Raw genomic sequence first — 23,292 nt, forward strand, 5'->3', positions numbered from 1 at the left:
TTTTCTTGTTGCGTCATGGCAGAATTGGCATAGCCATGTCCGCCCTTGCGTCCACACGGACGTAAGGATATCAATGCAAAGGTAATGTATGTTGCACACAATACAAAATAAAAAGGAATAAAAAATCTTATTTTATATGCCGTTTCGCAGCAGTATTTGTGCCGTTTATGTTAAGGGTTATTCAAAGTTGAATTTGTGTTAAATGTCGGGCTTTATTGTTAAATCTTTACTTCATGAAATGCCGGTTTTTCATTTCTGATTGCCATTTGACCGGATTTTATGTAAAAAGTATGTGTTTTATGCAAATGTCTGTAAATAAGATATTTATCTCTTTTGTGCGGCTATTGGCTGTCTGAACCACTGCGTTTTGTGGCCTTTCGTTGTGCAAAAGGCCATGTTTTGCAGGCTGAAAGACCGTGTTTTATACTGCAAAAGGGCGTGTTCTGCTGTGCGGATGATTGAGTTATGTCATGAAAATCAATGAAAAACGGCTGGTCGTTGCCGCAATATGGCATGTTTTCTTGCTGTTTTATGCCGTTTCGTGGCGTGTTTTCGGTTATGTATTTTGTAGAATGTCTGTTGAAGGTGTGTTAATGCAAGAGACTCAATCGTTAAACTTTGTTTCTTCTGAAGGCTTTCCGTCTCTGTTTTGGCATATTGCTTAGTGACTGATGCCTGACAGCGTCTGTTGCTTAAAAGCATCGGCTTTTATCATTGGCTGAGATTATTTCATTATGTTGCTTGTTAGTGTATGTTGCCAGTGCATTCAGCTGTCCGATGATGCCTTCGGGCGCTTCAAAATGTGTGTATTTAATAAATATTTGCGTTGAAGGTGCAAAAAAACGCCTAAAAGTTTGCAGATGTCATAATAAGTGTGTACTTTTGCACCCGCAAATAAGGACGGGATGTAGCGCAGTTGGTTAGCGCACGCGTCTGGGGGGCGTGAGGTCGCTGGTTCGAGTCCAGTCATCCCGACATAAATTGGGCTAATATGTTGTCAAGGCAGCATGTTAGCCCAAATTTGTTTTATGCGGCAATGCATGGCCGGAGCGGCATGCGGGCATGCGCCTTTGCCGTCCGGTACGCCGGAAGAAACGCAAAAGAGCGACATGCCGATAAGGCTGTCGCTCTTTTGAAACTTATTTATGATTCCGTGTTATTTCACCGAATTAATCCATGTCGCAATGTCATTGAGCACCTCGGGCGATATGGTTTCTTCTATGTTTGCATATTCGTTCACGCTTCCCGTCGTGCAGTGCTGAAACAGATGATTGAGTCCGTTGTATGTCTTCACCATGTTCTTCTTGTTCTTCGGCAGCAGTTTCTCTATGCTCCCGATGTTTGTCGATGCAATAACCTGCGTGTCGCTGTTGCCGTTGACGGCCATCACGGGGCATTTCGCCTTGGCTATCGACGGGCGAGGGTCGAAGGCTATGAAGTAGTTAAGCCACGGATTATTCATTTCTATAATCTTTGCCATGTTGTCTTTGGCAGGTTCGGGCATACTTATTCCTGCCTTGCCGACAATCTCGTCCACCGTAGCCTTGGCGTCGCCTGTTGTCTTTTTGCTGATGATGAAGTCGTATACGCCTCTCAGTGCCTTTGCATAGTCGCTGCACATTTTGTCGGTATATCCGCTCATCTTCAGCAGCACGAGATTCTGTTCCATCAGTATGCTGTCGCCCCTTACGCCCGTTCCGGCCATGCTCACTATGAAGTCGGCCTTGCCTTCGGCAGCTGCCATGAAGGCTATGCAGCCTCCTTCGCTGTGGCCGAGCACTCCCGTCTTGCCGAAATTCTTTGTTCCGCGTACATATTCGATGGCTGCCAGTGCGTCTTTCATGAAGTTTTCGGTTGTTGCGTTAGCCGCGTCGCCCTTCGACTTGCCCATGCCGCGGTCGTCATATCGCAGCGATGCTATGCCGTTGCGTGCCAGAAAGTCGGCTATGACGAGGAATGGCTTGTGCTCAAATATTTCCTCATTGCGGTCTTGCAGTCCGCTTCCGGTAACCATTACCACAACAGGCACCGTGCCTTTCTTCATCTTCTCGTAACCCGTGGGGTAGGTCAGCGTGCCGCTGAGCGTGGTGTTGTCTTCCGTGTTGCTGAATGTCACTTCCTCAGTCTTATACGGATAAGGCTCCTTTGGCGTCTGCGGCCTGTTGCGCTCCACCTTTCCTTGCTTCATTTCCAGCGGAAACGACATGCCGCTCTGGCTGAACGTGCCTTTCAGCATACCGTCTTTCTCTTCGCCTTCAAAGGCGGCCATTATTGCCGGTATGCTTATATTCACCTTTGCTCCTTCGCTTACGGCTATTTCGGCCGGTATGCCTTTCACGTTCTGGTCAGGACTGTCCATCGTGCACGACAGCTTGTTGTCCTTGTCTTTTTCTATGTTGAACACGATGTTCAGCGTGGCCTGTCCCACGTTCAGCTTGCCGGTCCAGCTGCCGTCAAGTTTCTGTGCTGCGGCGCTCAGCGTTGTCAGCAGCGCGACGATAAGGGTAAATATGGTCTTCATCATTTCTGTAATTTGTTGATTATAAGATTTTTCGTTATGTGTTTTTCCGTCCGTTCACGGTGCATGGATGCCTTCGTTGTGCAATGTCAGGCGCAACGGGCTTCGCAAAGTTAGCAAATTTTTGGTTAAAGTCAAAGTTTAGAAATATAAAATGCGTGCAGATAAAATAAAAATCCACGGCATTTTTTATCTCTGCCGTGGATTCCCTTAAATAGAAATTGAACCAAGTATTATGTCTTTTTGCTTTTTTATCGTGTTACGATAGCCTGAAGTATGGCCTTTCTCATTTGCTCCTCGTTGTTCGGGCTGTCGCAAATGGTGTAAGTCAGTTTGTCGTCTACGTAAACTCCCATCAGATAAAGGTCGATCATGTGCAGTTCTGATGCCTGGCTGTACTGATATCCTCCGAATGACGGACCGTAGAACTTGAGTGTTACCTTGTGAGTCTCACCGTTGTACTGGAGTGCCGGATATGTTATGTCATACGGATAAGTGAGATAATAAGCCACGTTGCCGCTTACGTTAGACAGGATGAACTTAGCCTTGAGAGACTGCATGTTAGCGTTTTCAATGGCCTGCTTCAGGGCGTCGTTTTCCTTAATCTCCTTAGCAAGTATTCTTCCGGGGATGCCGTTGATAACCAGAGTAGAGTCGCCTTTGTAGAAACTTGCGGTGATGCCGGTTATAGAGTCAACCTTGTTTTCGTTGTTCTTGTCTGTTATAGTATCGTTGAAGAAGTAGATTTTGTTCTGAGTCTGCCATGTCGAGCCGCCGTAATAGTTGCCGCTCATCTGTTGCAGCCATGTCTTGTATGTCTCGGGATCGATGCCTCCGTCGTCGTCAGTGCCAAGACATGATGTAAGTGAAACTGCCATTGTGCAGCACATAAGTAATGCGAACAATCTTGATAAATTTTTCATTTCAGTTAATTTTTGTTTTTTAATATTTATGATTTTTTACTTCATAAATAACACAGCGATGCAAACCTTGCATCGCCTGTTGTTAAAAAAGTTTAAGATAATGCTCTCTGCGATTATTTCTTGGCTATTTATATATGTTTTCCCTCGCTATGCAGGAGATTCATAAATTCCTCTCTTGTCTTGGCCTGGTTGAATGCGCCTGAGAAGTCGCTTGTGGTAGTTATGGCGTTCTGCTTCTCAACGCCTCTCATCTGCATGCACATGTGCTTAGCCTCTACAACCACCATCACGCCCAGCGGCTTCAGCGTTTCCTGTATGCAGTCTTTTATCTGCAGCGTCATTCTCTCCTGCACCTGCAGCCTGTGGCTGAATATGTCTACCACACGGGCTATCTTGCTCAGGCCGGTGATGTATCCGTTGGGGATGTATGCCACGTGCACTTTGCCGTAGAACGGCAGCATGTGGTGCTCACAGAGCGAGAAGAAGTCGATGTCTTTCACGATAACCATCTGGTTGTATTTCTCTTCAAACAGGGCGTCGAGCAGCACCTTGTGGGCATCTTGCGTATAGCCTCTGGTGAGTATCTGCATGGCCTTTGCCACGCGCATGGGTGTTTTCAGCAGACCTTCGCGCGAAGGATCTTCGCCAAGAAGCTCTAGAATACTTTTGTAATGTGATGCCAGGTCGTCGAGACCTTCACGGAATTCTGTTTCAGGATTCATTATCTTATATGTGTTTTTTTATAATAAATGGTTTGCCGGCATAATCTGTTTTCATGCCGTGCTGATTATGTTGCCTTTCAGTTATGCCGCATATCTGATGTCGGCGTGGCCCGGTGTCAATATCCTACAGTGATTTTTCCTTTCACTATGCATGCCTGTCTGTAGCCCATGCTTTTTATCTCTTTCAGCACGCTGTTTGCCTCGTCGTAGGTCCTGAAGTTGCCTACGCGGCATATCCATCGCGGAGAATAGAAGTGGACGTAAACCGGAAGGTCCGGAAATCTCATCTTTATTGCACTTCCGATGCTCTCAGCCTTCTGGCGGTCGGCCCTTGAGTTGCCTCCCGAATAAGCCTGAACGCGGTAGCCTGTGATTCTTCTGCTGTTGCGCATCACTTTCTTGGCCGTGTTCACTGCAGGTGCGTCTGTCGACGGGCTGGTGCTTCCTGATGCATAGTGCTGTTCCTTTAGTGGTTCTTCAACGGTATCTCTCTTTTCCTGAGCCTTATGTTGCGATTGTTTGTGCTCTGTAGCGGCTGTCGCGTTGTTGCTTTTTTCGTTGGTGGCCGTTGTCGGAGCCGACTTAATCAGCTTGGCGTTGTTTACCAATTCGTCGATGTCTTTGCTCTGACTCACGGTCACGGTTCCCTGTCCGGCCTTGTCTGTTCTTAGGTCATTGAGGAATGATTGCGCCTCAGAGTTGAGGCTGAAGCCCAATGTCAGTGATAATAAAACGGCGAATTGTTTCATTCTTTTTTCGGATTATGAGTTTTATAAGGTTAAATAAGTAAACGGGATTTGGCCGCGTCAGGTCGTTAATGCCTTGCCCTTGGCCATCCCGTTTAATGTTTCAGATTATTTCCATGCGTCGATGATACCCATGAAGTCAGCAGCCTTCAGTGAGGCGCCGCCGATGAGTCCGCCGTCGATGTCAGGTTTAGCGAACAGCTCAGGAGCGTTGCTTGCCTTGCAGCTTCCGCCGTAGAGGATAGATGTTTCTTCAGCAACTTCGTTACCATACTTCTCTGCTACGATGCTGCGGATGTAAGCGTGGATCTCTTCAGCCTGCTCAGCTGTGGCTGTCTTGCCTGTGCCGATAGCCCAGATTGGCTCGTATGCTATAACGATGTTCTTGAACTCTTCAGCTGTGAGGTTGAATACGCTGCCTTCGAGCTCAGCCTTAACAACTTCGTTCTGCTTGCCTGCTTCTCTCTCCTCGAGGCTCTCGCCGATGCAGAAGATTACTTTCAGGCCGTTCTTCAGTGCGAGCAGCACCTTCTCTTTCAGTATTTCAGGAGTTTCTCCGTAGTATCCGCGGCGCTCTGAGTGGCCGAGAATAACATACTGAGCACCGGTGCTCTTTACCATTTCAGCAGAAACTTCGCCTGTGTAAGCGCCCTTCTCTTTGTCTGCGCAGTTTTCAGCGCCGAGAGCTATCACGTCCTGATTGAGGAACTGTGCTATGCTTGCCAGGTGGATGAACGGTGTGCAGATGATTACGCCGCAGTTTGGCTTGTTGCTGTTAAGAGTCTCGTTAAGTTCTTTTGCCAGGGCGATACCGTCCTGCAAGTTCATGTTCATTTTCCAGTTACCTGCTACAATTTTCTTTCTCATTTTTCTTTCTTTTAAAAAGTTGATATATTCTGTTTGAATGTTCTTTCTCTTTTAGCCACTGCGTGAACTTCCATGTGCGGTCGGCAAAGGTAAGCAACAGCAGCGGAAGTATGTACCACAGCAATATTTTTGATATCTTGCCCGTCACGGAGTCTTCGGGCAGGTGTCCGTATTCTGTCGTCTCCAGCTTGCCCGTCTGATAGCTTAGCTGCGGCAGGTCGTTGTGGCTCCATTTGCCTATCACCACTCCGTCTTTCAGCAGCAGCAGTCCGGGGTTGCTTCTTATCACGGTCTTCAGCGTGGTCTCGTCGGTGAGATAGAACGGATATTCGGCTCCCGTGATGTCGCGCCAGTGCTGTATGCCCTCGTCGGTGCTTGCCGTCAGTCCGTAGAACGGATAGCCGTGGCTCTGGCAGTATTCGTATATCTGGTCGATCTCGCCGAAGTTAGAGTCGTCGGCATATTCGAGATGTGGCGATATCAGCAGGAATGTGTAGCCGCGGCGGCTGAGCACGCTGTCGGTAAGGTCTTCGCTTCCGTCGGTGGTCTGTATGAAGAAGTCGTGTATCGGCGGCACATATCCCTCGGATATCTGCACGGTCTTGCTGTCGATGAATGTCCATGTAGAGTCGGGATAGTTCTCGAGCGTAAACTCCTTGCGCTGTCCGTTCTTCTCAAGTATGAACGTTGTCTCAAACTCCGGACCCTTTGCCCCCTCGGGTATCTCCATGCCCTTCTTTATGTCGGCGCCTATGTGATAGGGGCGGAAGTCGAACTGCGGCAGGGTGTAGAGGCTCCTGGTGCTCGAGAACAGGATGAAGATAATGGTGTAGGTTATCACTATCCACTGGTTGGTGCGGCTGATGAAGCGGGGCATCATCAGCGGCTTTACGCACAGCACGATGGCTGCCGCCAGCAGAACAACGTTCTTATAGAAAGTCTCCCAGTTGGTAAGGATTATGGCGTCGCCGAAACATCCGCAGTCTTTTATCGGGTTGGCAACGGCGAGCCACAGCGTCAGCGGAGTCATTATGGCCATGAACAGCAGCAGCACGAGCCTCGACATGAGGCGGCGGTGTATGGCAAAAAGAATGAACACGCCAAGGCAGAACTCAAGTCCGCCAAGCAGCACCGATGCGCCAAGCGTGAGATAGTCGGGCACATACTGGCTCAGCTGCACCACGTTGAGATAGTCCTGCAGCTTGTATTGTGTGCCTAATGGGTCTATAGCCTTGACATATCCCGAAAAGATAAACGTCAGCGATATTACAAGGCGGCAGACGTTGACCAATATTCCCGTTATGGCTTTTCTTGCGTGCATCGTCAATGTTTAAGAAAGTTTTATCAGCCCGAACACGGCATAGTTGATTATGTCCATGTAGTTGGCGTCTATTCCTTCAGACACCAGGGTGGCCCCGTGTATGTCTTCTATTTCCTTTACGCGTTGTATCTTTGTAAGTATGAAGTCGGTATAGCTGCTCACTCTCATCGAGCGCCACGCCTCGTCGTAATCGTGATTTTTCCTTATCATCAGCTGCAGTGCCTCGTCGGCCTTCTTGTCGTATATGGCCAGTGCTTCGTCGGCAGATATGTCGGGCGTGTCGGCAAAGCCCATCTCAAGCTGTATCAGGCCCACAATGCCATAGTTGATGAGCGCTATGAATTCGGGGCGTATGCCTTCGCCCACGAGCGACTCTTTCTTTATCTCCAGGCTGCGTATGCGCTTGGCCTTGATAAACAGCTGGTCGGTGAGCGACGAGGGGCGCAGTATGCGCCACGACGGGCCGTAGTCGTGAAGTTTCTTGGCAAACAGTGCGCGGCATTCTGCCATGGCGCTCCTGAATTGTTCTTCTGTTTTCTGATTGTCTTTTGACATATTTTCTGAATAATCGGGTGCAAAGTTACTAATTTTACACGATATACGGCCAATATAAAATATTAATTAATAAAAAAGGTGAGCCGGCGGCGTCATTCTTTCATCCTTTTGTTTATGTATTTTATCTTGGCGCATTCCACGTCGAATACCGTTTTCAGCGAGTCGCGCTTAACCCTTGTCAGCGTCAGGTTTCTCAGCTGTTCTGCCGTGGCCATGCCCTTGCTCTTCAGGTCTTCCACGGTTTTCTTCATCTGCTCATACTCGCTTTCTATCTTCTGCAGCGCCCTGTCCGTGTTCTCCACGTTCAGCTGTGCGCGCTTAAGCTCTATCTCCTGATACAGGCGCAGTGCGGCTTTGCGCTCGTCTATCGCCTCGGGGCATTTCTTTCGCAGCGAGTCGATCGTGGCGAGAGCCTCCTTATACTGTCCCTTGCCGAATTGCTCGCGTGCGTTGTCAAGCAGCCCTTCGGCCTCTTTCTTCATGTCGTTGCCTGTGCATCCTGCCATTGCCGTCATCATGGCTATGGCTGCGCAGAGCGTTGTTATCTTGTTTGTTTTCATTTTCTGTTTTGTATTATCGGGTGCAAATATAGTGCAAGTCGGGCGAAATGCAAAATAAATGCCCGTTAAACGGCTTATTATTTGATGTTTACGTGCTATGGCCGGGGCATAGTGCTGTATGATATATTTATTTTCTTATGCCTGTTGCCTGCCGGACTTCTTGTGATGTTTGTGTATTGCTTTTTATAGTAGGAGATAAAAGTAAAAAAGTTTTTTATAAAAACTCGTCACTCGTCACAATGCCGTTTAATAGGCTGACTGACAGACGGTTAAAGTGTGACGAGTTGGAATTTCAACTCGTCACATGGGGCTTTTTGGTGTTTTTTTTAGGAGTTAAAGCAGATTCTTTTTGGGAGTTGGAGTAGTTAAAGTAGTTATCGCTCTCTGGGGTGAATAAGGAGTTAAAGTCATTAGTCTTGTTGATAGTAAACGTAGGGACGTACCCCAGGTGCGTCCGCAGCCCGATTACGTGTAAATTTTATAGTCTGTAACATCATCTTGATGAATAATGTGGATATGTTGCTGTCCCAAGGATTCGTAGGCATATTGATGTAATTGTTTGTATAACAGATATTTATTCTTGATTATATGTCGCGGAGGATTTTTTCGATAATGCGTGATTTGGACACACCTAGGGTGTGTCCCTACAGGGCTGTATATGATGAAAACATGCGTATTTACGTCAATCGACGACAGTAATAAGATGAGCCGAAGTCAATCTAAATCATGAAATTGGCTGTTTGAAGTCAACCAGAATCAGGAAACATCAACATTTTTTTGTTGCAGATGACGGATGTGATGAGTTGAAAATTCAACTCGTCACACCATAACATGTTGCCTGTCAGTAGGTTAAACCCAAATGTGATGAGTGACGAGTTTTTTTTAAAACTTTTTGCGTTGATGACAACAGACTGCGACTTTACAACAACCATATCCTTTTTATAATGTCAGATGATACATATTGTATTGTAAAAGCATACCTTTTACGTTGCGAAAGGCCACCTTTTGCGTCCTGATATGCCACCTTTCGTGTTGCAAAAAGGCATCTTTCGTGTTGCCGTATGCGGTCTTTTGCATGATGATATGCGTCTTTTTTGTTTGCCGGATGTCGTGCAGTGTATGCCTGGCAAGTCGTGTTGTTTGCTTTGGTCGGTATCTCCGGCCGTGAAGTCAGGGCGGCGTCAGTAGGTCCATTTCAGTCCGGCCATCAGGCAGCCGGGCATTCTGTTGTATCTTTCTATTGCCGAATAATATGGAGTAACAAGCGTGTTTATCCAGCTGTTGCTGTCGAGGTTCAGCACATTCTCTGCGCTCAGCTTCAGCGTAAGGCGCCTGATTTTGTATTCGGCGCTGAGTCCGAGGTCGTAAATGTCATATCTGTATGTGTCTGTCTTGCTGTGGCTGTAGGCCATGCTTGCCGTAAACTTCAGACGGCCTGTCTTTACATACAGCTTGCCTCCGGCCTCAATGCCGCTTATGTCAGTCTTTGTGCGTGATGATGCAATGTCGCTGATGCGGCGTGAGTAGCCCAGCGATACTTCGCCGTTGAACATCGAGCGGAAGTTTGACGCCACCACGGCTTTGGCCTTCAGCGACTTCAGCGTTGAGGTGTTGTCTATGCCGTTGAGCACCGACGGCGACTCCACGTAGTTTGCCGTCAGGTTGATCTTTATGCTGAGAGGTATTGCCGACAGTCTCTTCTCAAGGTTTGCCATTGCGTATATGTTGTCGGCATGGCTGCCGTAGGCATACGCCACGGTGCTTGTTGTGCCCTCCTGACTCACCACGGGCGTCAGCGCATGGTCTTGCCGCTGCATGTTGGCATACACGGTGAGGTAGGTCTGGCTTGCGGTGTTGTAGTTGTTATAGTTGAGCGACAGGCTTGTGCCGGTCTGAAACGGCGTGTCTATGGCCGATGCCGCCGTCATTTCGTTGTACGAGTCGATCAGCGTCAGCGCTGACATCTTGGCGGTTTCGGTGCGGTTTTTGGTTCTCGACAGACTGAGCGACAGGCTGTGGGCGTTGCTGAAGTCGTAGCTAAGGCTCAGCGACGGGTACACCTTTATCCTGTTTTCGCTTTGCCTGCCGGTTATGCTGCTGCGCTCCACAGTCACCGATGCGCCGGCGTTTACCTTCAGCGCGCCCTTGGTGTTGCGTGCAAATATGTTGGCCGAATATTCGTCGGTCTGTATCTTGTCCTCGCCTCCGGATGTCTGTTCCGATGTCAGCCTCAGTGTGTTCTGCTCATGCTGCTGCGACACCGATGCGTTGAGGCTGACACACTGCATCAGGTTGAGGCTGTAGCCCGCCTCAGAGCCTATGCTCAGCCGGCGTGTCGTGCGGTGCTGGCTTATGTAGAAGTCGTTGCCGCCGTTATTTGCCGTGCCGTAGTCAACGGGCAGAAGCCGTCGGTTGGTTGTCAGCATGCTGCGGCCTTTGTCGTCGTTCCATGCAAAGTTGCCGTTGACAAACAGCAGTCCTTTGCCTGCCGACACGTTGAGCGAGACATTGCTCTCTATGTCGCGCCCGTTGTTTTTTGCCGTATTGTCATACTTGGTTCCGCTTGTTCCGCTGTTGGTGGCTGCTGTGCCGAGGCTGATGTCGGTCATGCCGGCCTTTATGTTCCAGCGCAGTTGTGCCTTGTCCGTGGGGCGCCAGTCGGCCGCCAGTTTCGCCGTCAGAAAGTTTCCGCGGTTGTCGGTCGTAGATGCGCTCCTCACCAGCGTGTCGGCCGACAGGTAAGTTTCGTCTCTTTCCGTCCGGCTGTGGGTGTCAGAGTGGTTGAAGAGCAGACTGCCGTTTATCTCTAACCGGTCTGACGCCTTGTATTTCGCGTTGAGCGTGGCCATGTTGTTCATGTCCTTGCACAGGTTGTCGGGCCTGTACAGCAGCGATGTCTCCGCGCCGGATATCTTTATGCTGGTCTGTCCCGATGCCGTTACGTTGCCGCCGCTCATCATGTGGCTCAGGTAGTCGTTGAGCGAGAATACGGGTGTGCCGGTGTTGTTGCCCGACAGAATGGCCGTCAGCGAGAGCCTGTTGCCGGCGCCGAGCGTAAACGACTTTGCGTTGTATTTGTCCTTGTAGCCGCCGCTTGCGTCGGCATATCCCGACAGCCGGCCCAGACCCTTGGTCTTGATGTTCAGCGCGGTGTTGTCCCTGCTCCCGTAGTTGCTGCCCGGCGTGCCGTCTTTATAGTTCTTAATTATCTCCGCTCCGGCAACAACGTCGGCGGGCATGTTCTTTATCACGAGGCCGTCAGACTCGCGCGTAAACAGGTCGCGCCCGTCTATCAGCAGCTTGTCCACGGCCTTTCCGCCGTAAGACACGTTGCCGCCTTCGCTCACGCTCACGCCCGGCAGCTTTTCAAGTATGTCGCTTACGCTGTTCTCAAAGCCGTTGCTGAAGTGGCCTGTGTCAAACTTCACGGTGTCGCCGGCCATCTTTATTCCCGTGTAAGTGCCTTTTACGACAATCTCGCTAAGCGACCTTTCGTCGTGCTCCATCACAATGTCGGTGCTTTCGGGCTTCACTCTTGCCTTTACCTTGCGGTCTTTATATCCCAGACACTTTGCCTGCACCCACATGTCGCCGTCCGATTTTGGCGATATGCTGTACGATCCGTCCTTGCGGGTTATGGCGTAGCCCTTCATCGGCGGCGTCAGCAGGCTGTCGGAATACAGCAGCACCGTGGCACCGGCCACGGCCTCTCCCTGCAAGTCTTTGACGTGACCGTTGATTATGGCCTGGGCATGGGCCGACATGCATATATAAAATATGATAATAAGCAAAAGCTTTCTTTTCATCGCCACAAGGCTTGGTGTGATGCTCTTAAACAATAATTTATTTCATGTATGTCACCTTGTCCGCGCTGTCTAACAGCTTTTTGTAGTTATGGTCAACTTTTTCTGAATATTCTTCTTCAGTTATGGCCGTTCCTTCCGTAGGCTCTTTCAGTTCGATGTTGTCAACTTCCGTCATGCTTTCAAGGCTGAGAGTGTATGCAGGTGTGGTTATCCTTACCACAAGTCCGGGCAGTCCGTAATATCCGAGAGGGGCGCACGCAAAAGGAATTTCGGGCGTAAACCACGCCGTGATGCGCGGGTCTTGCCTGAGCGTTGCCTTATAGCAGGTCTTTCCGAGTACGTTTTCAGTTTTTTCCTCTACGTCCCAGTCGAGTCTGTTGGCATGTCCCTTTACAAGGTATAGCTTGTTGACGAATTCACTCTGGGTAACTTTTATGCTGTCGTCAAGGTCTATGTAAATATTCCTTTCATCAACCATAAGCGGCACTTTGTCAACACTTTCGGGCTCTTTCGTAAAAAGATATTTGTTGCCGACGGCTGTTAGCGAATATATCTTTTTGTCTTCCTGAATATCGCGTATAACCATCTTTTTTGCAATCTCATTTTCCATCTCATAAACACCCTTGTTGACCTCCATTGATGATGAATATATACATCTTATCCCTTTGGACTGTGAAAACAACGGTATGGAAATTATAGATAGTATTAGTGTGATTAATGTTTTCATATAATCAAGATTTTTATAATGTTATTTTTATGGTGTTGTGTCTTTGGCTTAATCAGAATATAAGTATTGAGGCGGTTATTTATGGCTAAAGTTTGCGTATGCCGTTTTATGGTTTATATCCGTTTATGGCTTGATGCATAACCTTTTACGGTAGCGTTGATAATCGCGTTATTCCATATACGTCACCTTGTCCGCGCTGTCTAACAGCTTTTTGTAGTTGTGGTCAACTTTTTCTGAATATTCTTCTTCGGTTATGGCCGTTCCTTCCGTAGGCTCTTTCAGCTCGATGTTGTCAACTTCCGTCATGCTTTCAAGATTAAGAGTATAGTTAATGGTAGTAAGTCTTACCACAAGTCCGGGCAGTCCGTAATATCCGAGAGGGCCGCATGCAAAAGGAATTTCGGGCGTAAACCACGCCGTGATGCGCGGGTCTTGCTTGAGCGTTGCCTTATAACAGATTTTTCCGAGAATAGTCTCTGTTTTGTCTTCTATGTCCCAGTCGAGTTTTGCTGCCCTGCTTTTAACAACATATAGCTTATTTACGTAAAATGTCTGTGTAACTTTTATGCTGTCGTTCAGGTCTACATAAATGTTTCTTGGGTCAACCATCAGAGGCATCTTGTCGACAGACGACGGTTCTTTCGTGCACAAATATATTCCGTTAACTGCTGTAAGCGAATAAATCTTTCTGTCGGCTTTGGCTCTTGCCAAGATTGTATCTCTTACGATTTTGTTTTCCAATTCATAAAATCCTTGTTTGATTGGATATGTTGTGGCGTAAATACATCTTATCCCTTTTGTCTGTGAAAAAGCTGAAATAGCGGTTACCGACAATAATAGTGTTGTGAAAAATCTCATATCCGTAAAACTTTTATGCTGTTTGGTTTGCATATAAAATTTAAAACATGGCATTTTCTTTAGCCAAAAATCGTTCAGTCGGTTGTTTGTTCCGTGGCGTAATGAAATTGCATAAGAAAATACTTCGGGCCGTAGAAACTTGTACTTCTTCTTCGGCTGCGGTTCGGCAAGGCATTACGGATGGCCGGTGTTGATTGTCGGATGTGTTGTTCTCATAATATATCTTTTTTAGTTTAAGGCAGGTGGAAACCTTAATGTTAGAGTATCAGCAAATTTATAAAAAATATTTCAATGCCGGTTGTCAGCTGTTTTTATTTAAGACGTTTTACGCTTTGTTTAATCATGTTTTGAGTTATGGCATCGTCAGGGCAAAGAATAATAAAGAGTAAGAAAACGGCTGTTGTGTCATTGTTTTTTTGTAATTTTGCAGCCGCTTAGAAATTTTTTGATTATGAAGTTACTGACAAACGCCGAATTGGCAAGCCTGCTTGATAAAGATATATTCCATAAGATTTCTTCTGCCGCCGATTCGCTTAACCTCGAATGTTATGTTGTCGGCGGATATGTCCGCGACCTGTTTCTTGAAAGACCGTCGAACGATATCGACGTGGTTGTGGTGGGCAGCGGCATACAGCTTGCCGACGCACTGAAAAAGGAACTTGGACGCAAGGCAAAGCTGTCGGTGTTCCGCAATTTCGGTACGGCACAGGTGAAATACCGCGACCTTGAGGTGGAGTTTGTCGGCGCAAGAAAGGAAAGCTATACGCACGACTCGCGCAAGCCGGTGGTTGAAGACGGCACGCTGGAGGACGACCAGAACAGGCGCGACTTTACGATAAACGCTCTTGCCGTGTGTCTTAACGGGCCGCGCTTCGGCGAGCTTGTAGACCCATTCGACGGCATTGCCGACATGGAAGACGGCATAATACGCACGCCGCTCGACCCTGACATAACTTTCTCTGACGACCCGCTGCGCATGTTGCGCTGCATAAGGTTTGCCACTCAGCTTAACTTCTTTATCGAAGAGGAAACGTTCGACGCCCTTGAGCGCAACGCCGACCGCATAGGCATAATCAGCGGAGAGCGCATTGCCGAGGAGCTCGACAAGATAATGATGACCAAGACGCCGAGCAAGGGCTTTGTTGACCTGCAGCGCTGCGGTCTGCTTCAGCGCATACTGCCCGAGCTGGCTGCCATGGATATGGTGGAGACAAGGCAGGGAAGGGCGCACAAAAACAACTTCTATCACACGCTTGAGGTGCTCGACAACGTGTGCAAGCACTCTGACAACCTGTGGCTGAGATGGGCTGCGCTGATGCACGACATAGGCAAACCGAAGACCAAGCGATGGGACCAGAAGATAGGATGGACCTTCCATAACCATAATTATATAGGCGCAAAGATGGTGCCCGAGATATTCAGACGACTGAAACTGCCGCTCGACAGCAAGATGAAGTATGTGCAGAAGCTCGTAAACCTGCACATGCGGCCTATCGTCATTGCCGACGACGTGGTTACGGACAGTGCCGTAAGGCGACTGCTTAACGATGCCGGCGATGACATAGACGACCTGATGATGCTGTGCGAGGCCGACATAACGAGCAAGAACGAGGTGCGCAAGCGCCATTTCCTCGAGAATTTCCGCATCGTGCGCTCTAAGCTCCACGACCTGAAGGAAAAGGACTATAAGCGCCTGCTGCAGCCCTGCATCGACGGAACAGAGATAATGGAGATGTTCAACCTTAAGCCTTCGCGCGAGGTTGGCGAGCTGAAGAAGGTGCTGAAAGACGCTGTGCTGGACAACAGAGTGCCCAACGAGCGCGAGCCGCTGATGCAGTTGCTCATGGAGAAGGCACGTGAGATGGGACTTTGTCAGGATAATGCTTGACAAAGGCGCTGCCGTTTCCGGTAGACCTGCCTTGCGCTTTGCCATGCAATGCCGGTGCTGAAGGTATCGGCTGAATGTAAATCTTTTTTATTTTTCGCAGACGTTTGACGCCTCTACATCGCCAACGCCCGCGACGCAAAGGCATTTCTGACAGAAAACAACCTAAAAACGATAGCTTAGTTAAGTGTCTGACGGGCAGCATTTTAATGTTTTATGTTGCATGGGTTTTCTTTTCCCAAAATGCAAAATGCGGCATCTTGCAGTGTAAAACCTATCCTTTTAGAGGTCAAAATGTCGCCTTTTGCGTTCTAATTTCACCCGTTTGTGTCTCCAAAACAGGCTGATTTTATATACGAAACCGCACTTGATGTGAATTAATCTTAAATTGTTGGTCCTGCAGAGTTGTATGTTTTAACATATTTTTGTTATCTGTTTTCTGTTTCGTCAAAAACAAATGTCCTGATTTTTTACCGCTTTCTGTGCCGCGTACCGGCAGCGTGTTTTGTCCGAATAGCGCGATAATTATGTGGAAAGCGTTGCCATGCGCTGCGTTGCATGTATGGTTCGTTTTGTAATTATTTTTCGTTTTCAGACCTTGCGCGCCGCATTGCGTGCATAGCTTTAAATTTTGACGCGCACACTGTTCAAAATGTTTTTGTTAATGCTACTTACAGTGAATTAGAGTTAAAACACAATAATTATCATTTAACCTTAATGTAATATTCAATAATAATATGTACATTTGCATCTCGAAAACTACCGGTGTGAAAATAGTTTTCAAAATATGATATAAGCAAATTAGAAATAATAGTATAAAAATTTTAGGAAAATAGGTATGAAAAGAAACAAATTTTTATTGCTTGCATTTGCTGTTGCCGCAATGTTAACATCGTGCGGGGGCAAGCAGGGAGGAAAAATGGGCGACAATGAGTTCGCTGTGAGGACAATAGAGACGCAGACCGCGAATCTCCAGTCTTCTTATCCTGCATCTATCAAGGGCGTCCAGGACGTGGAGATCCGCCCGAAAATTTCAGGATTCATAACAAAACTTTGCGTAAGAGAAGGACAGACCGTTAAGCGCGGTCAGCTGCTGTTCGTGATTGATAACGTAACTTACGCCGCAGCTGTGCGCCAGGCTAAGGCTGCCGTTAACTCAGCCAAGGCTCAGCTCAACACAGCAACTCTTACATACGAGAATAGCCAGAAGTTGTTCAAGAACAACGTAATCGGTTCTTATGAACTGCAGTCTGCCAAGAACAGCTACGAGTCTGCTAAGGCAGCTCTTGCACAGGCTCAGGCCAACTATGTATCTGCAAAGCAGAATCTCGACTTCTGCTATGTTACAAGTCCGGCAAATGGTGTAGTAGGCGATCTGCCTTATGAAGTCGGTGCGCTTGTAAGCTCTTCAAATGCAGAGCCGCTTACAACAGTGTCTGACATTAACTCAATGCAGGTTTACTTCTCAATGACAGAGAAGGACCTCCTCGACATGACAAAGACAGCCGGCGGACTCCACGCTGCAATAAAGGATTATCCTCCTGTTAAGCTGCAGCTTGCCGACGGTACAGTATACGGACATGACGGACGTGTGGCTGCTGTCAGCGGAGTAATCGACCAGAGCACAGGTTCTGTGTCTATTCGTGCCGACTTCCCCAACCCTGAGCATCTGCTCAAGAGCGGCGGTTCAGGAAGCATCGTTGTGCCTCATGCAAGCTCTTCTGCCATCGTTGTTCCGCAGGAAGCTGTTGTACAGGTTCAGGACAGATACTTCGTTTATATCGTAGGAAAAGACAACAAGGTTAAGTATAGCGCCGTTACCGTAAACCCCAACAACGACGGTAAGAACTATATTATCGAAAGTGGTCTGAAGGCCGGCGACAAGATCGTTGTTAAGGGTGTTACCACCTTGAAGGACGGTATGCAGATAACACCGATAACAGAGGCTCAATATCAGGAGAAACTGAAGAAGACAAGCGAGATGGGTTCGCATCAGAACGACCTGAACAAACTGAAAGAAGACCTTACAAAGTAAATCAGGTCGCCGGGCTCTGCGGCGTATGCAGGCGTCAGGGTGAATGCTTATGACGCCACTTGCCCTCAGCCTTACAACCTCATAAACAAAAGTAAAACAGAAAAAACATGAGATTAGATAACTTTATAAAACGCCCGGTGCTGTCTACGGTTATCTCAATATTGACAGTCATCCTGGGTCTTATCGGATTGGTGTCGTTGCCTATAGAGCAATACCCTGACGTTGCGCCGCCAACGGTGCAGGTAAGTGCCAACTATACGGGAGCCAATGCCCAGACCGTGCTCAACTCGGTTATCGTGCCGCTTGAAGAGCAGATCAACGGTGTGGAAGGCATGACATATATGACATCAACGGCTTCGAACGAAGGTTCGGCCAACATTACGGTGTTTTTCAATCAGGGTATGAACGCCGACATGTGTCAGGTAAACGTGCAGAACCGTGTGTCTCAGGCATCAGCCCTGCTGCCGGCCGAAGTAACAAAGGCTGGTGTGACGGTTGAAAAACGACAGACCTCAACCGTGCTCCTTATGGCCATCAAGGGAGACGCAGGCAGATACGACGAGAAGTTCTTGCAGAACTATGCCGACATCAACATCATTCCTGCCGTTAAGCGTGTAAGCGGTGTAGGTGGATGTGAAGTTATGGGTGCCAAGACTTATTCAATGCGTATTTGGCTTGACCCCGTAAAGATGAAGAACTACGGCCTTATGCCGACAGATATTTCTAATGTACTTGCCGAGCAGAATATTGAGGCTGCTCCCGGTAAGTTTGGTGAGCAAAGCGACAACCAGTATGAATATACAATACGTTATAAAGGACGTTTGCAGACTCCTACCGAATTTGAGAACATGGTTATCTCAAGCGACGCAAACGGCAACACTATCCGTGTTAAGGATGTTGCACGAGTAGAGCTCGGCGGACTTTACTATAACGTTACTTCAAAGGTTAACGGTCAGCCGGCCGTCATGATGATGGTTACACAGACCGCTGGTTCTAACGCTACTCAGATTGTAAACGATATCAAGAAGGTTATCGACGAACAGCGCACTATGTTGCCTCCGGGCGTTGAGATTGTATATATGCAGGACGTTACAGAGTTCCTTTATGCATCAATGGCCGACCTTGTTCATACTCTGTTCGAGGCATTCGTGCTTGTGTTCATCGTGGTTTACTTCTTCCTGCAGGACTTCCGCTCTACACTTATTCCGCTTATCGCGGTGCCGGTGTCATTGGTCGGTACGTTCTTCTTCCTTTATGTATTTGGCTTCTCGCTCAACCTGCTTACGCTGTCTGCGTTAGTGCTTGCCATCGCGATTGTGGTCGACGACGCCATAGTGGTCGTCGAGGCCGTCCATGCTAAGCTCGACCTTGGATACAAGTCGGCACGCCAGGCCTCTATCGACGCGATGAACGAAATCTCTGGAGCCATTATTTCTATTACGCTTGTGATGTCGGCCGTGTTTATTCCTGTGTCGTTCATCGGCGGAACTTCAGGTACGTTCTACAAGGAGTTCGGTATAACGATGGCTATCTCAATCGTAATCTCGGCTATCAACGCGCTTACGCTTTCACCGGCATTGTGTGCGATATTGCTGAAGCCGAAGAACGAAGACGGCACAGTGCGCAAGATGTCAATGATTGACCGCTTCCATACTGCATTCAATGGCGCATACGGTAAGGTGCAGGACAAGTATACCAAGTGTGTCCGCAAGATAGTGGAGAAACCGGTTATCGCAATAATTGCTGTGCTCATAGGTGTTGCAGCTTTGGTGGTTACTGCTATGAACACAAAGACTGGTCTTGTGCCTGACGAGGATACTGGTACTGTATTCTGTACAGTGTCAACGCCTCCTGGAACCAGTCTTGAGAAGACCAACCTCGTTATGGATCAGGTTGACTCCATGCTTACTACCAACCCGGCCATCGAGAATATCCTCCGTATCACCGGTTATAACTTCATTTCAGGACAAGGTTCAAACCAGGGTACGTTCATTGTCAAGCTGAAGTCATTTGAGGACCGTGACAAAGAAGAAGGATTCATGAAGTATTTCGATGTACACAGCATGGGTTCTAAGATGGTGCTCGGAATGATTTACAAGCAGACTGCTTCAATCAAGGGTGCACAGATCCTGGCCTTCCAGCCGCCTATGGTGCAGGGATTCTCTGCAACAAACGGTCTGACATTCTCTATGCTCGACCGTACCGGTGGTGACGTGAACGCATTCTTTAACATCACTCAGAAGTTCCTTGCAGAGCTTAATCAGCGTCCTGAGATAGCTACGGCTATGACGTCATACAACTCTCAGTATCCGCAGTATATGATTGATGTTAATGTTGCAAAATGTAAGCAGAGCGGCATCGACCCGAATACAGTGCTTACTGCAATGCAAGGATACTACGGAGGTATGTATTCTTCAAACTTCAACTCTTACGGTAAGCTTTATCGTGTAATGATCCAGGCAGATCCGAAGATGCGTGAGGACATCAAGAGTATGAACAATGTATATGTAAGAACTGCAAACGGCATGGCTCCTATCAACGAGTTTGTAACAATGACCAAGGTTTACGGACCTCAGGAGATTGCACGTTTCAACCTCTTCACATCTATTGACATCAACGCCACTGCAGCAGACGGCTACTCTTCAGGTGACGCTATCCGTGCCATCGACGAAGTGGCTAAGCAGACTCTGCCTACAGGATATGGTTACGAGTTCTCTGGTCTGACACGTTCAGAGCAGGAGTCTAGCAGCTCTACGATGATTATCTTCGCACTCTGTCTGACATTCGTTTACCTTATCTTGAGTGCACAGTATGAGAGCTATCTCGTTCCGCTGTCAGTAATTCTTTCTATTCCGTTCGGTATTGCCGGAGCGTTCGTATTCACAGACCTGTTCGGAAAGAACAACGACATCTACATGCAGATTGCGTTGATTATGCTTATCGGACTTTTGGCCAAGAACGCCATCCTTATCGTGCAGTTCGCCCTTGAGCGCCGCCGCACCGGTATGGCATTGTCGTGGGCGTCAGTTCTCGGTGCAAGCGCCCGTCTGCGTCCTATCTTGATGACCTCGTTGGCTATGATTATCGGTCTTGCTCCGTTGCTCATCCCGATTGGTGTAGGATACAACGGAAACATGACCCTTGGTGCAGCCGCTATCGGAGGTATGCTTATCGGTATGGTCTGCCAGCTTCTGGTTGTGCCTGCTCTGTTCTATATCTTCCAATATCTGCAGGAGAAGATCAGACCGCTCGAGTTTGAAGACGAGGTTACTTCTGTCGATACAGAGTTGTTACAGTACACACGTCCTGTTGAAATGCTGAAAAATGATGATAAAAATGAAAAAGAATAATATATTGATAATGATTTCTGCGGCTGCTCTTTTAAGCAGCTGCGGAATCTACAACAAGTATGAGCGCCCGGAAGTGAACACCACGGGACTTGTACGCGATGTAGCTTCTGCCACAGACACTCTGGCTGTAACAGACACCACAAGCTTCGGCAACCTGCCTTGGCGCAGCGTGTTCACTGATCCGCAGTTGCAGTCTATCATAGAGAAAGGTCTTGCCAACAACACCGACATGCTCAACGCCGCGTTGAACGTTAAGATGGTTGAGGCTCAGCTCACTGCTGCAAAGCTGGCTTTTGTGCCTTCGTTCACATTCTCTCCGCAGGGTACCATCAGTTCTTGGGACGGAAGCAAGGCCACGAAGACCTACTCGCTGCCCATCAACGCAAGCTGGAGCATCGACCTGTTCGGCAATCTGCTCAACCAGAAGCGTAGCGCACAGATGGCACTGCTCGCCACAAAAGACTATCAGCTCGTCGTTAAGACAAATCTCATTGCTAACATAGCCAACATGTATTACACGCTGATGATGCTCGACAAGCAGCTTGAGATTGTCGACAACATGACCGGCCTGACAAAGGATACATGGGACATGATGAAACTGCAGAAGGAGCTTGGCAACACAAAGGAGACAAGCGTGCAGAGTGCTGAGGCCAACTACTATTCAGTGCTTGCACAGGCTGCCGACCTGAAGCGCCAGATACGTGAGACCGAGAACTCGCTCTCGCTGCTGATAGGCCAGCAGGCACAGACCATCGGTCGCGGCAAGCTCGACAACCAGTCGCTTCCTTCTGAGTTCAGCACGGGCATAGGCATACAGATGCTCAACAACCGTCCTGACGTGCATTATGCCGAGATGACTCTCGCACAGTGCTTCTACGACGTGCAGACAGCCCGCTCTAAGTTTTATCCTAACATAACGATAAGCGCCTCAGGAGCATTCACCAACAGCTCAGGTGCCGGCATCGTCAATCCCGGCAAGTGGCTGCTCAGTGCAGTCGGCAGTCTTGTTCAGCCGATATTCATGAACGGTCAGCTCGTGGCAGGTCTGAAGGTTGCCAAGGCTCAGCAGGAGCAGGCATACAACACATGGCAGAATGCCGTTCTGTCTGCAGGCAGCGAGGTAAGCAACGCCCTGGTGCTGTATAATTCTTCAGATGAGAAGAGCAAGCTGGAGCAGAAGCAGATAGAGAGCCTTACCAAGAACGTTGAATACACCAAAGACCTCTTTGCTATGGGCAACAGCACATACCTCGAGGTTATCAGCGCCCAGCAGTCGCTGCTTAACGCAGAGCTGGCAAAGGTACAGGACGACTTCTATAAGATGCAGGCCGTTGTAAATCTTTATTACGCACTCGGCGGCGGCAGAGATTAAGTTTCTTAAGTCATTGCCGGCGCTGTGCCGATGCTGACAGCACGATGACATTGCGCCGGGATGATGACGGTTATAACATAAATTAGAATTGATAATATGATTAGTCCTAAAGCAGAAATAGATCCTAAAGCAAAAATCGGAAAGAATGTTACTATCTATCCGTTTGCTTATATAGAAGGCGATGTTGAGATCGGTGACGACTGCGTCATCTATCCTTACGTCAGCATAATGAACGGTACCCGCCTGGGACGCGGCAACAAGGTGTTCCAGAACACTGTGCTTGGAGCTGTTCCTCAAGACTTCAACTATAAGGGTGACCCTTCTCATCTTATTATCGGAAACGGCAACATCATACGCGAGAATGTCGTTATCAACCGTGCAACGTTCAGCGACGGCAAGACCGTGATAGGCAACAACAACTTCCTTATGGAAGGCGTTCACGTGTCTCACGACACAAAGATTGGCAACGGCTGCGTGTTCGGATATGGTACGAAGATTGCCGGCGACTGCGTCATAGAGGATGCTGTGATATTCTCTTCTGGCGTTATTGCCAATCCGGGAGCACGTGTGGGCAAGGCGTCTATGGTGCAGAGCGGATGCCGCTTCAGCAAGGATGTTCCTCCGTATATCGTGGCAAGCGATAATCCGGTGAAGTATGGTGGCGTCAATACCACTATCCTTAACAACCATGGCGTTTCAGAGAAGGTGCAGAGCCATATCGCCAATGCATACCGTCTGGTGTTCCATGGTCAGACCAGTGTGTTTGATGCTGTATTGCAGATTAAGGAACAGGTACCTGATGGCGAAGAGATACGCCACATTATTGAGTTCATTAACGGAACAAAATTGGGTATAATCAGTAAATTATAATGATTTCTAAGTTTATATCATTTTAGGTTTATCATTCGTGGGACTGACCGTGAGGTTCGTCCCACTTTCTTTTTATCCCGAATCCTAAAGACAGATTCGGGTTTAAGCAGAATATATGCGAGATGGATGATTTCTTTGTCCTGCTGCCGGTGGCGACAACATATTGGGCATATAGGA

Annotated in this window: 15 protein-coding genes, 1 tRNA gene and 1 pseudogene; 7 read left to right on the top strand and 10 right to left on the bottom strand. The window is 48.1% G+C overall.

Annotation, left to right across the window (positions count from 1 at the left end; translation table 11 throughout):
• Positions 1–470 precede the first annotated feature (470 nt).
• Both ACZMIG_RS01115 and ACZMIG_RS01120 read left to right on the top strand, forming a co-directional pair.
• Entirely contained in the window at positions 471–665 is a 195-nt protein-coding gene (locus ACZMIG_RS01115; RefSeq protein WP_487888872.1) for a hypothetical protein, read from the top strand.
• A gap of 236 nt (positions 666–901) precedes the next feature.
• Positions 902–975, top strand: a tRNA-Pro gene (locus ACZMIG_RS01120).
• 181 nt (positions 976–1,156) lie between these two features.
• Here ACZMIG_RS01120 and ACZMIG_RS01125 read toward each other — a convergent pair.
• The 10 genes and pseudogenes from ACZMIG_RS01125 to ACZMIG_RS01170 form a co-directional block, all read right to left on the bottom strand.
• Entirely contained in the window at positions 1,157–2,524 is a 1,368-nt protein-coding gene (locus ACZMIG_RS01125; RefSeq protein WP_487888873.1) for an alpha/beta hydrolase family protein, read from the bottom strand.
• A gap of 245 nt (positions 2,525–2,769) precedes the next feature.
• A complete protein-coding gene (locus tag ACZMIG_RS01130; RefSeq protein ID WP_021855115.1) occupies positions 2,770–3,441 on the bottom strand; it encodes a DUF4840 domain-containing protein in 672 nt (223 codons plus the stop codon).
• A 128-nt stretch (positions 3,442–3,569) separates the two neighbouring features.
• Complete coding sequence (folE, locus tag ACZMIG_RS01135) at positions 3,570–4,163, bottom strand: GTP cyclohydrolase I FolE (protein ID WP_021855114.1); 594 nt, start codon at positions 4,161–4,163, stop codon at positions 3,570–3,572.
• A 116-nt stretch (positions 4,164–4,279) separates the two neighbouring features.
• Positions 4,280–4,912, bottom strand: a complete 633-nt coding sequence (locus ACZMIG_RS01140) for an SPOR domain-containing protein (protein ID WP_418874714.1) — start codon at positions 4,910–4,912, stop codon at positions 4,280–4,282.
• Between the two features lie 105 nt (positions 4,913–5,017).
• A pseudogene (locus tag ACZMIG_RS01145) lies at positions 5,018–7,097 on the bottom strand (BT_3928 family protein).
• A gap of 9 nt (positions 7,098–7,106) precedes the next feature.
• Positions 7,107–7,652, bottom strand: a complete 546-nt coding sequence (locus ACZMIG_RS01150) for a DUF1599 domain-containing protein (RefSeq protein ID WP_298453698.1) — start codon at positions 7,650–7,652, stop codon at positions 7,107–7,109.
• 92 nt (positions 7,653–7,744) lie between these two features.
• A complete protein-coding gene (locus tag ACZMIG_RS01155; RefSeq protein ID WP_302330648.1) occupies positions 7,745–8,212 on the bottom strand; it encodes a hypothetical protein in 468 nt (155 codons plus the stop codon).
• Between the two features lie 1,181 nt (positions 8,213–9,393).
• Positions 9,394–12,018, bottom strand: coding sequence for a hypothetical protein (locus ACZMIG_RS01160; protein WP_487888874.1), 2,625 nt, complete (start codon positions 12,016–12,018; stop codon positions 9,394–9,396).
• A 37-nt stretch (positions 12,019–12,055) separates the two neighbouring features.
• Positions 12,056–12,745, bottom strand: coding sequence for a GLPGLI family protein (locus tag ACZMIG_RS01165; protein ID WP_487888875.1), 690 nt, complete (start codon positions 12,743–12,745; stop codon positions 12,056–12,058).
• Between the two features lie 168 nt (positions 12,746–12,913).
• Positions 12,914–13,603, bottom strand: coding sequence for a GLPGLI family protein (locus tag ACZMIG_RS01170; protein ID WP_487888876.1), 690 nt, complete (start codon positions 13,601–13,603; stop codon positions 12,914–12,916).
• A gap of 451 nt (positions 13,604–14,054) precedes the next feature.
• Here ACZMIG_RS01170 and ACZMIG_RS01175 point away from each other — a divergent pair, with 451 nt between their 5' ends.
• The 5 genes from ACZMIG_RS01175 to lpxA all read left to right on the top strand — a co-directional run bounded on the left by ACZMIG_RS01175 (position 14,055) and on the right by lpxA (position 23,115).
• Entirely contained in the window at positions 14,055–15,491 is a 1,437-nt protein-coding gene (locus ACZMIG_RS01175; protein ID WP_487888877.1) for a CCA tRNA nucleotidyltransferase, read from the top strand.
• An 835-nt stretch (positions 15,492–16,326) separates the two neighbouring features.
• On the top strand, positions 16,327–17,523 hold the full coding sequence (locus ACZMIG_RS01180; protein WP_288949071.1) for an efflux RND transporter periplasmic adaptor subunit: 1,197 nt from the start codon (positions 16,327–16,329) through the stop codon (positions 17,521–17,523).
• 107 nt (positions 17,524–17,630) lie between these two features.
• The gene (locus ACZMIG_RS01185) at positions 17,631–20,873 is read left to right on the top strand and encodes an efflux RND transporter permease subunit (RefSeq protein ID WP_487888878.1); all 3,243 of its coding nucleotides are present in this window, start codon (positions 17,631–17,633) and stop codon (positions 20,871–20,873) included.
• Positions 20,860–22,245, top strand: a complete 1,386-nt coding sequence (locus tag ACZMIG_RS01190) for an efflux transporter outer membrane subunit (RefSeq protein ID WP_021855104.1) — start codon at positions 20,860–20,862, stop codon at positions 22,243–22,245. Before ACZMIG_RS01185 ends, ACZMIG_RS01190 begins: the two co-directional genes overlap by 14 nt.
• An 87-nt stretch (positions 22,246–22,332) precedes the next feature.
• Complete coding sequence (gene lpxA, locus ACZMIG_RS01195; protein WP_125105524.1) at positions 22,333–23,115, top strand: acyl-ACP--UDP-N-acetylglucosamine O-acyltransferase; 783 nt, start codon at positions 22,333–22,335, stop codon at positions 23,113–23,115.
• The last annotated feature ends 177 nt before the right edge of the window (positions 23,116–23,292 follow it).

The organism is Xylanibacter sp., assembly GCF_057607445.1.

Bases quoted from the DNA above. Each gene is read 5' to 3' on its own strand.
- ACZMIG_RS01130 (WP_021855115.1), bottom strand. From the start codon at position 3,441: ATGAAAAATTTATCAAGATTGTTCGCATTACTTATGTGCTGCACAATG.
- ACZMIG_RS01115 (WP_487888872.1), top strand. From the start codon at position 471: ATGAAAATCAATGAAAAACGGCTGGTCGTTGCCGCAATATGGCATGTT.
- ACZMIG_RS01180 (WP_288949071.1), top strand. From the start codon at position 16,327: ATGAAAAGAAACAAATTTTTATTGCTTGCATTTGCTGTTGCCGCAATG.
- ACZMIG_RS01160 (WP_487888874.1), bottom strand. From the start codon at position 12,018: ATGAAAAGAAAGCTTTTGCTTATTATCATATTTTATATATGCATGTCG.
- ACZMIG_RS01185 (WP_487888878.1), top strand. From the start codon at position 17,631: ATGAGATTAGATAACTTTATAAAACGCCCGGTGCTGTCTACGGTTATC.
- ACZMIG_RS01165 (WP_487888875.1), bottom strand. From the start codon at position 12,745: ATGAAAACATTAATCACACTAATACTATCTATAATTTCCATACCGTTG.
- ACZMIG_RS01125 (WP_487888873.1), bottom strand. From the start codon at position 2,524: ATGATGAAGACCATATTTACCCTTATCGTCGCGCTGCTGACAACGCTG.
- ACZMIG_RS01150 (WP_298453698.1), bottom strand. From the start codon at position 7,652: ATGTCAAAAGACAATCAGAAAACAGAAGAACAATTCAGGAGCGCCATG.
- ACZMIG_RS01190 (WP_021855104.1), top strand. From the start codon at position 20,860: ATGAAAAAGAATAATATATTGATAATGATTTCTGCGGCTGCTCTTTTA.
- folE (WP_021855114.1), bottom strand. From the start codon at position 4,163: ATGAATCCTGAAACAGAATTCCGTGAAGGTCTCGACGACCTGGCATCA.
- ACZMIG_RS01175 (WP_487888877.1), top strand. From the start codon at position 14,055: ATGAAGTTACTGACAAACGCCGAATTGGCAAGCCTGCTTGATAAAGAT.
- ACZMIG_RS01140 (WP_418874714.1), bottom strand. From the start codon at position 4,912: ATGAAACAATTCGCCGTTTTATTATCACTGACATTGGGCTTCAGCCTC.
- ACZMIG_RS01155 (WP_302330648.1), bottom strand. From the start codon at position 8,212: ATGAAAACAAACAAGATAACAACGCTCTGCGCAGCCATAGCCATGATG.
- ACZMIG_RS01170 (WP_487888876.1), bottom strand. From the start codon at position 13,603: ATGAGATTTTTCACAACACTATTATTGTCGGTAACCGCTATTTCAGCT.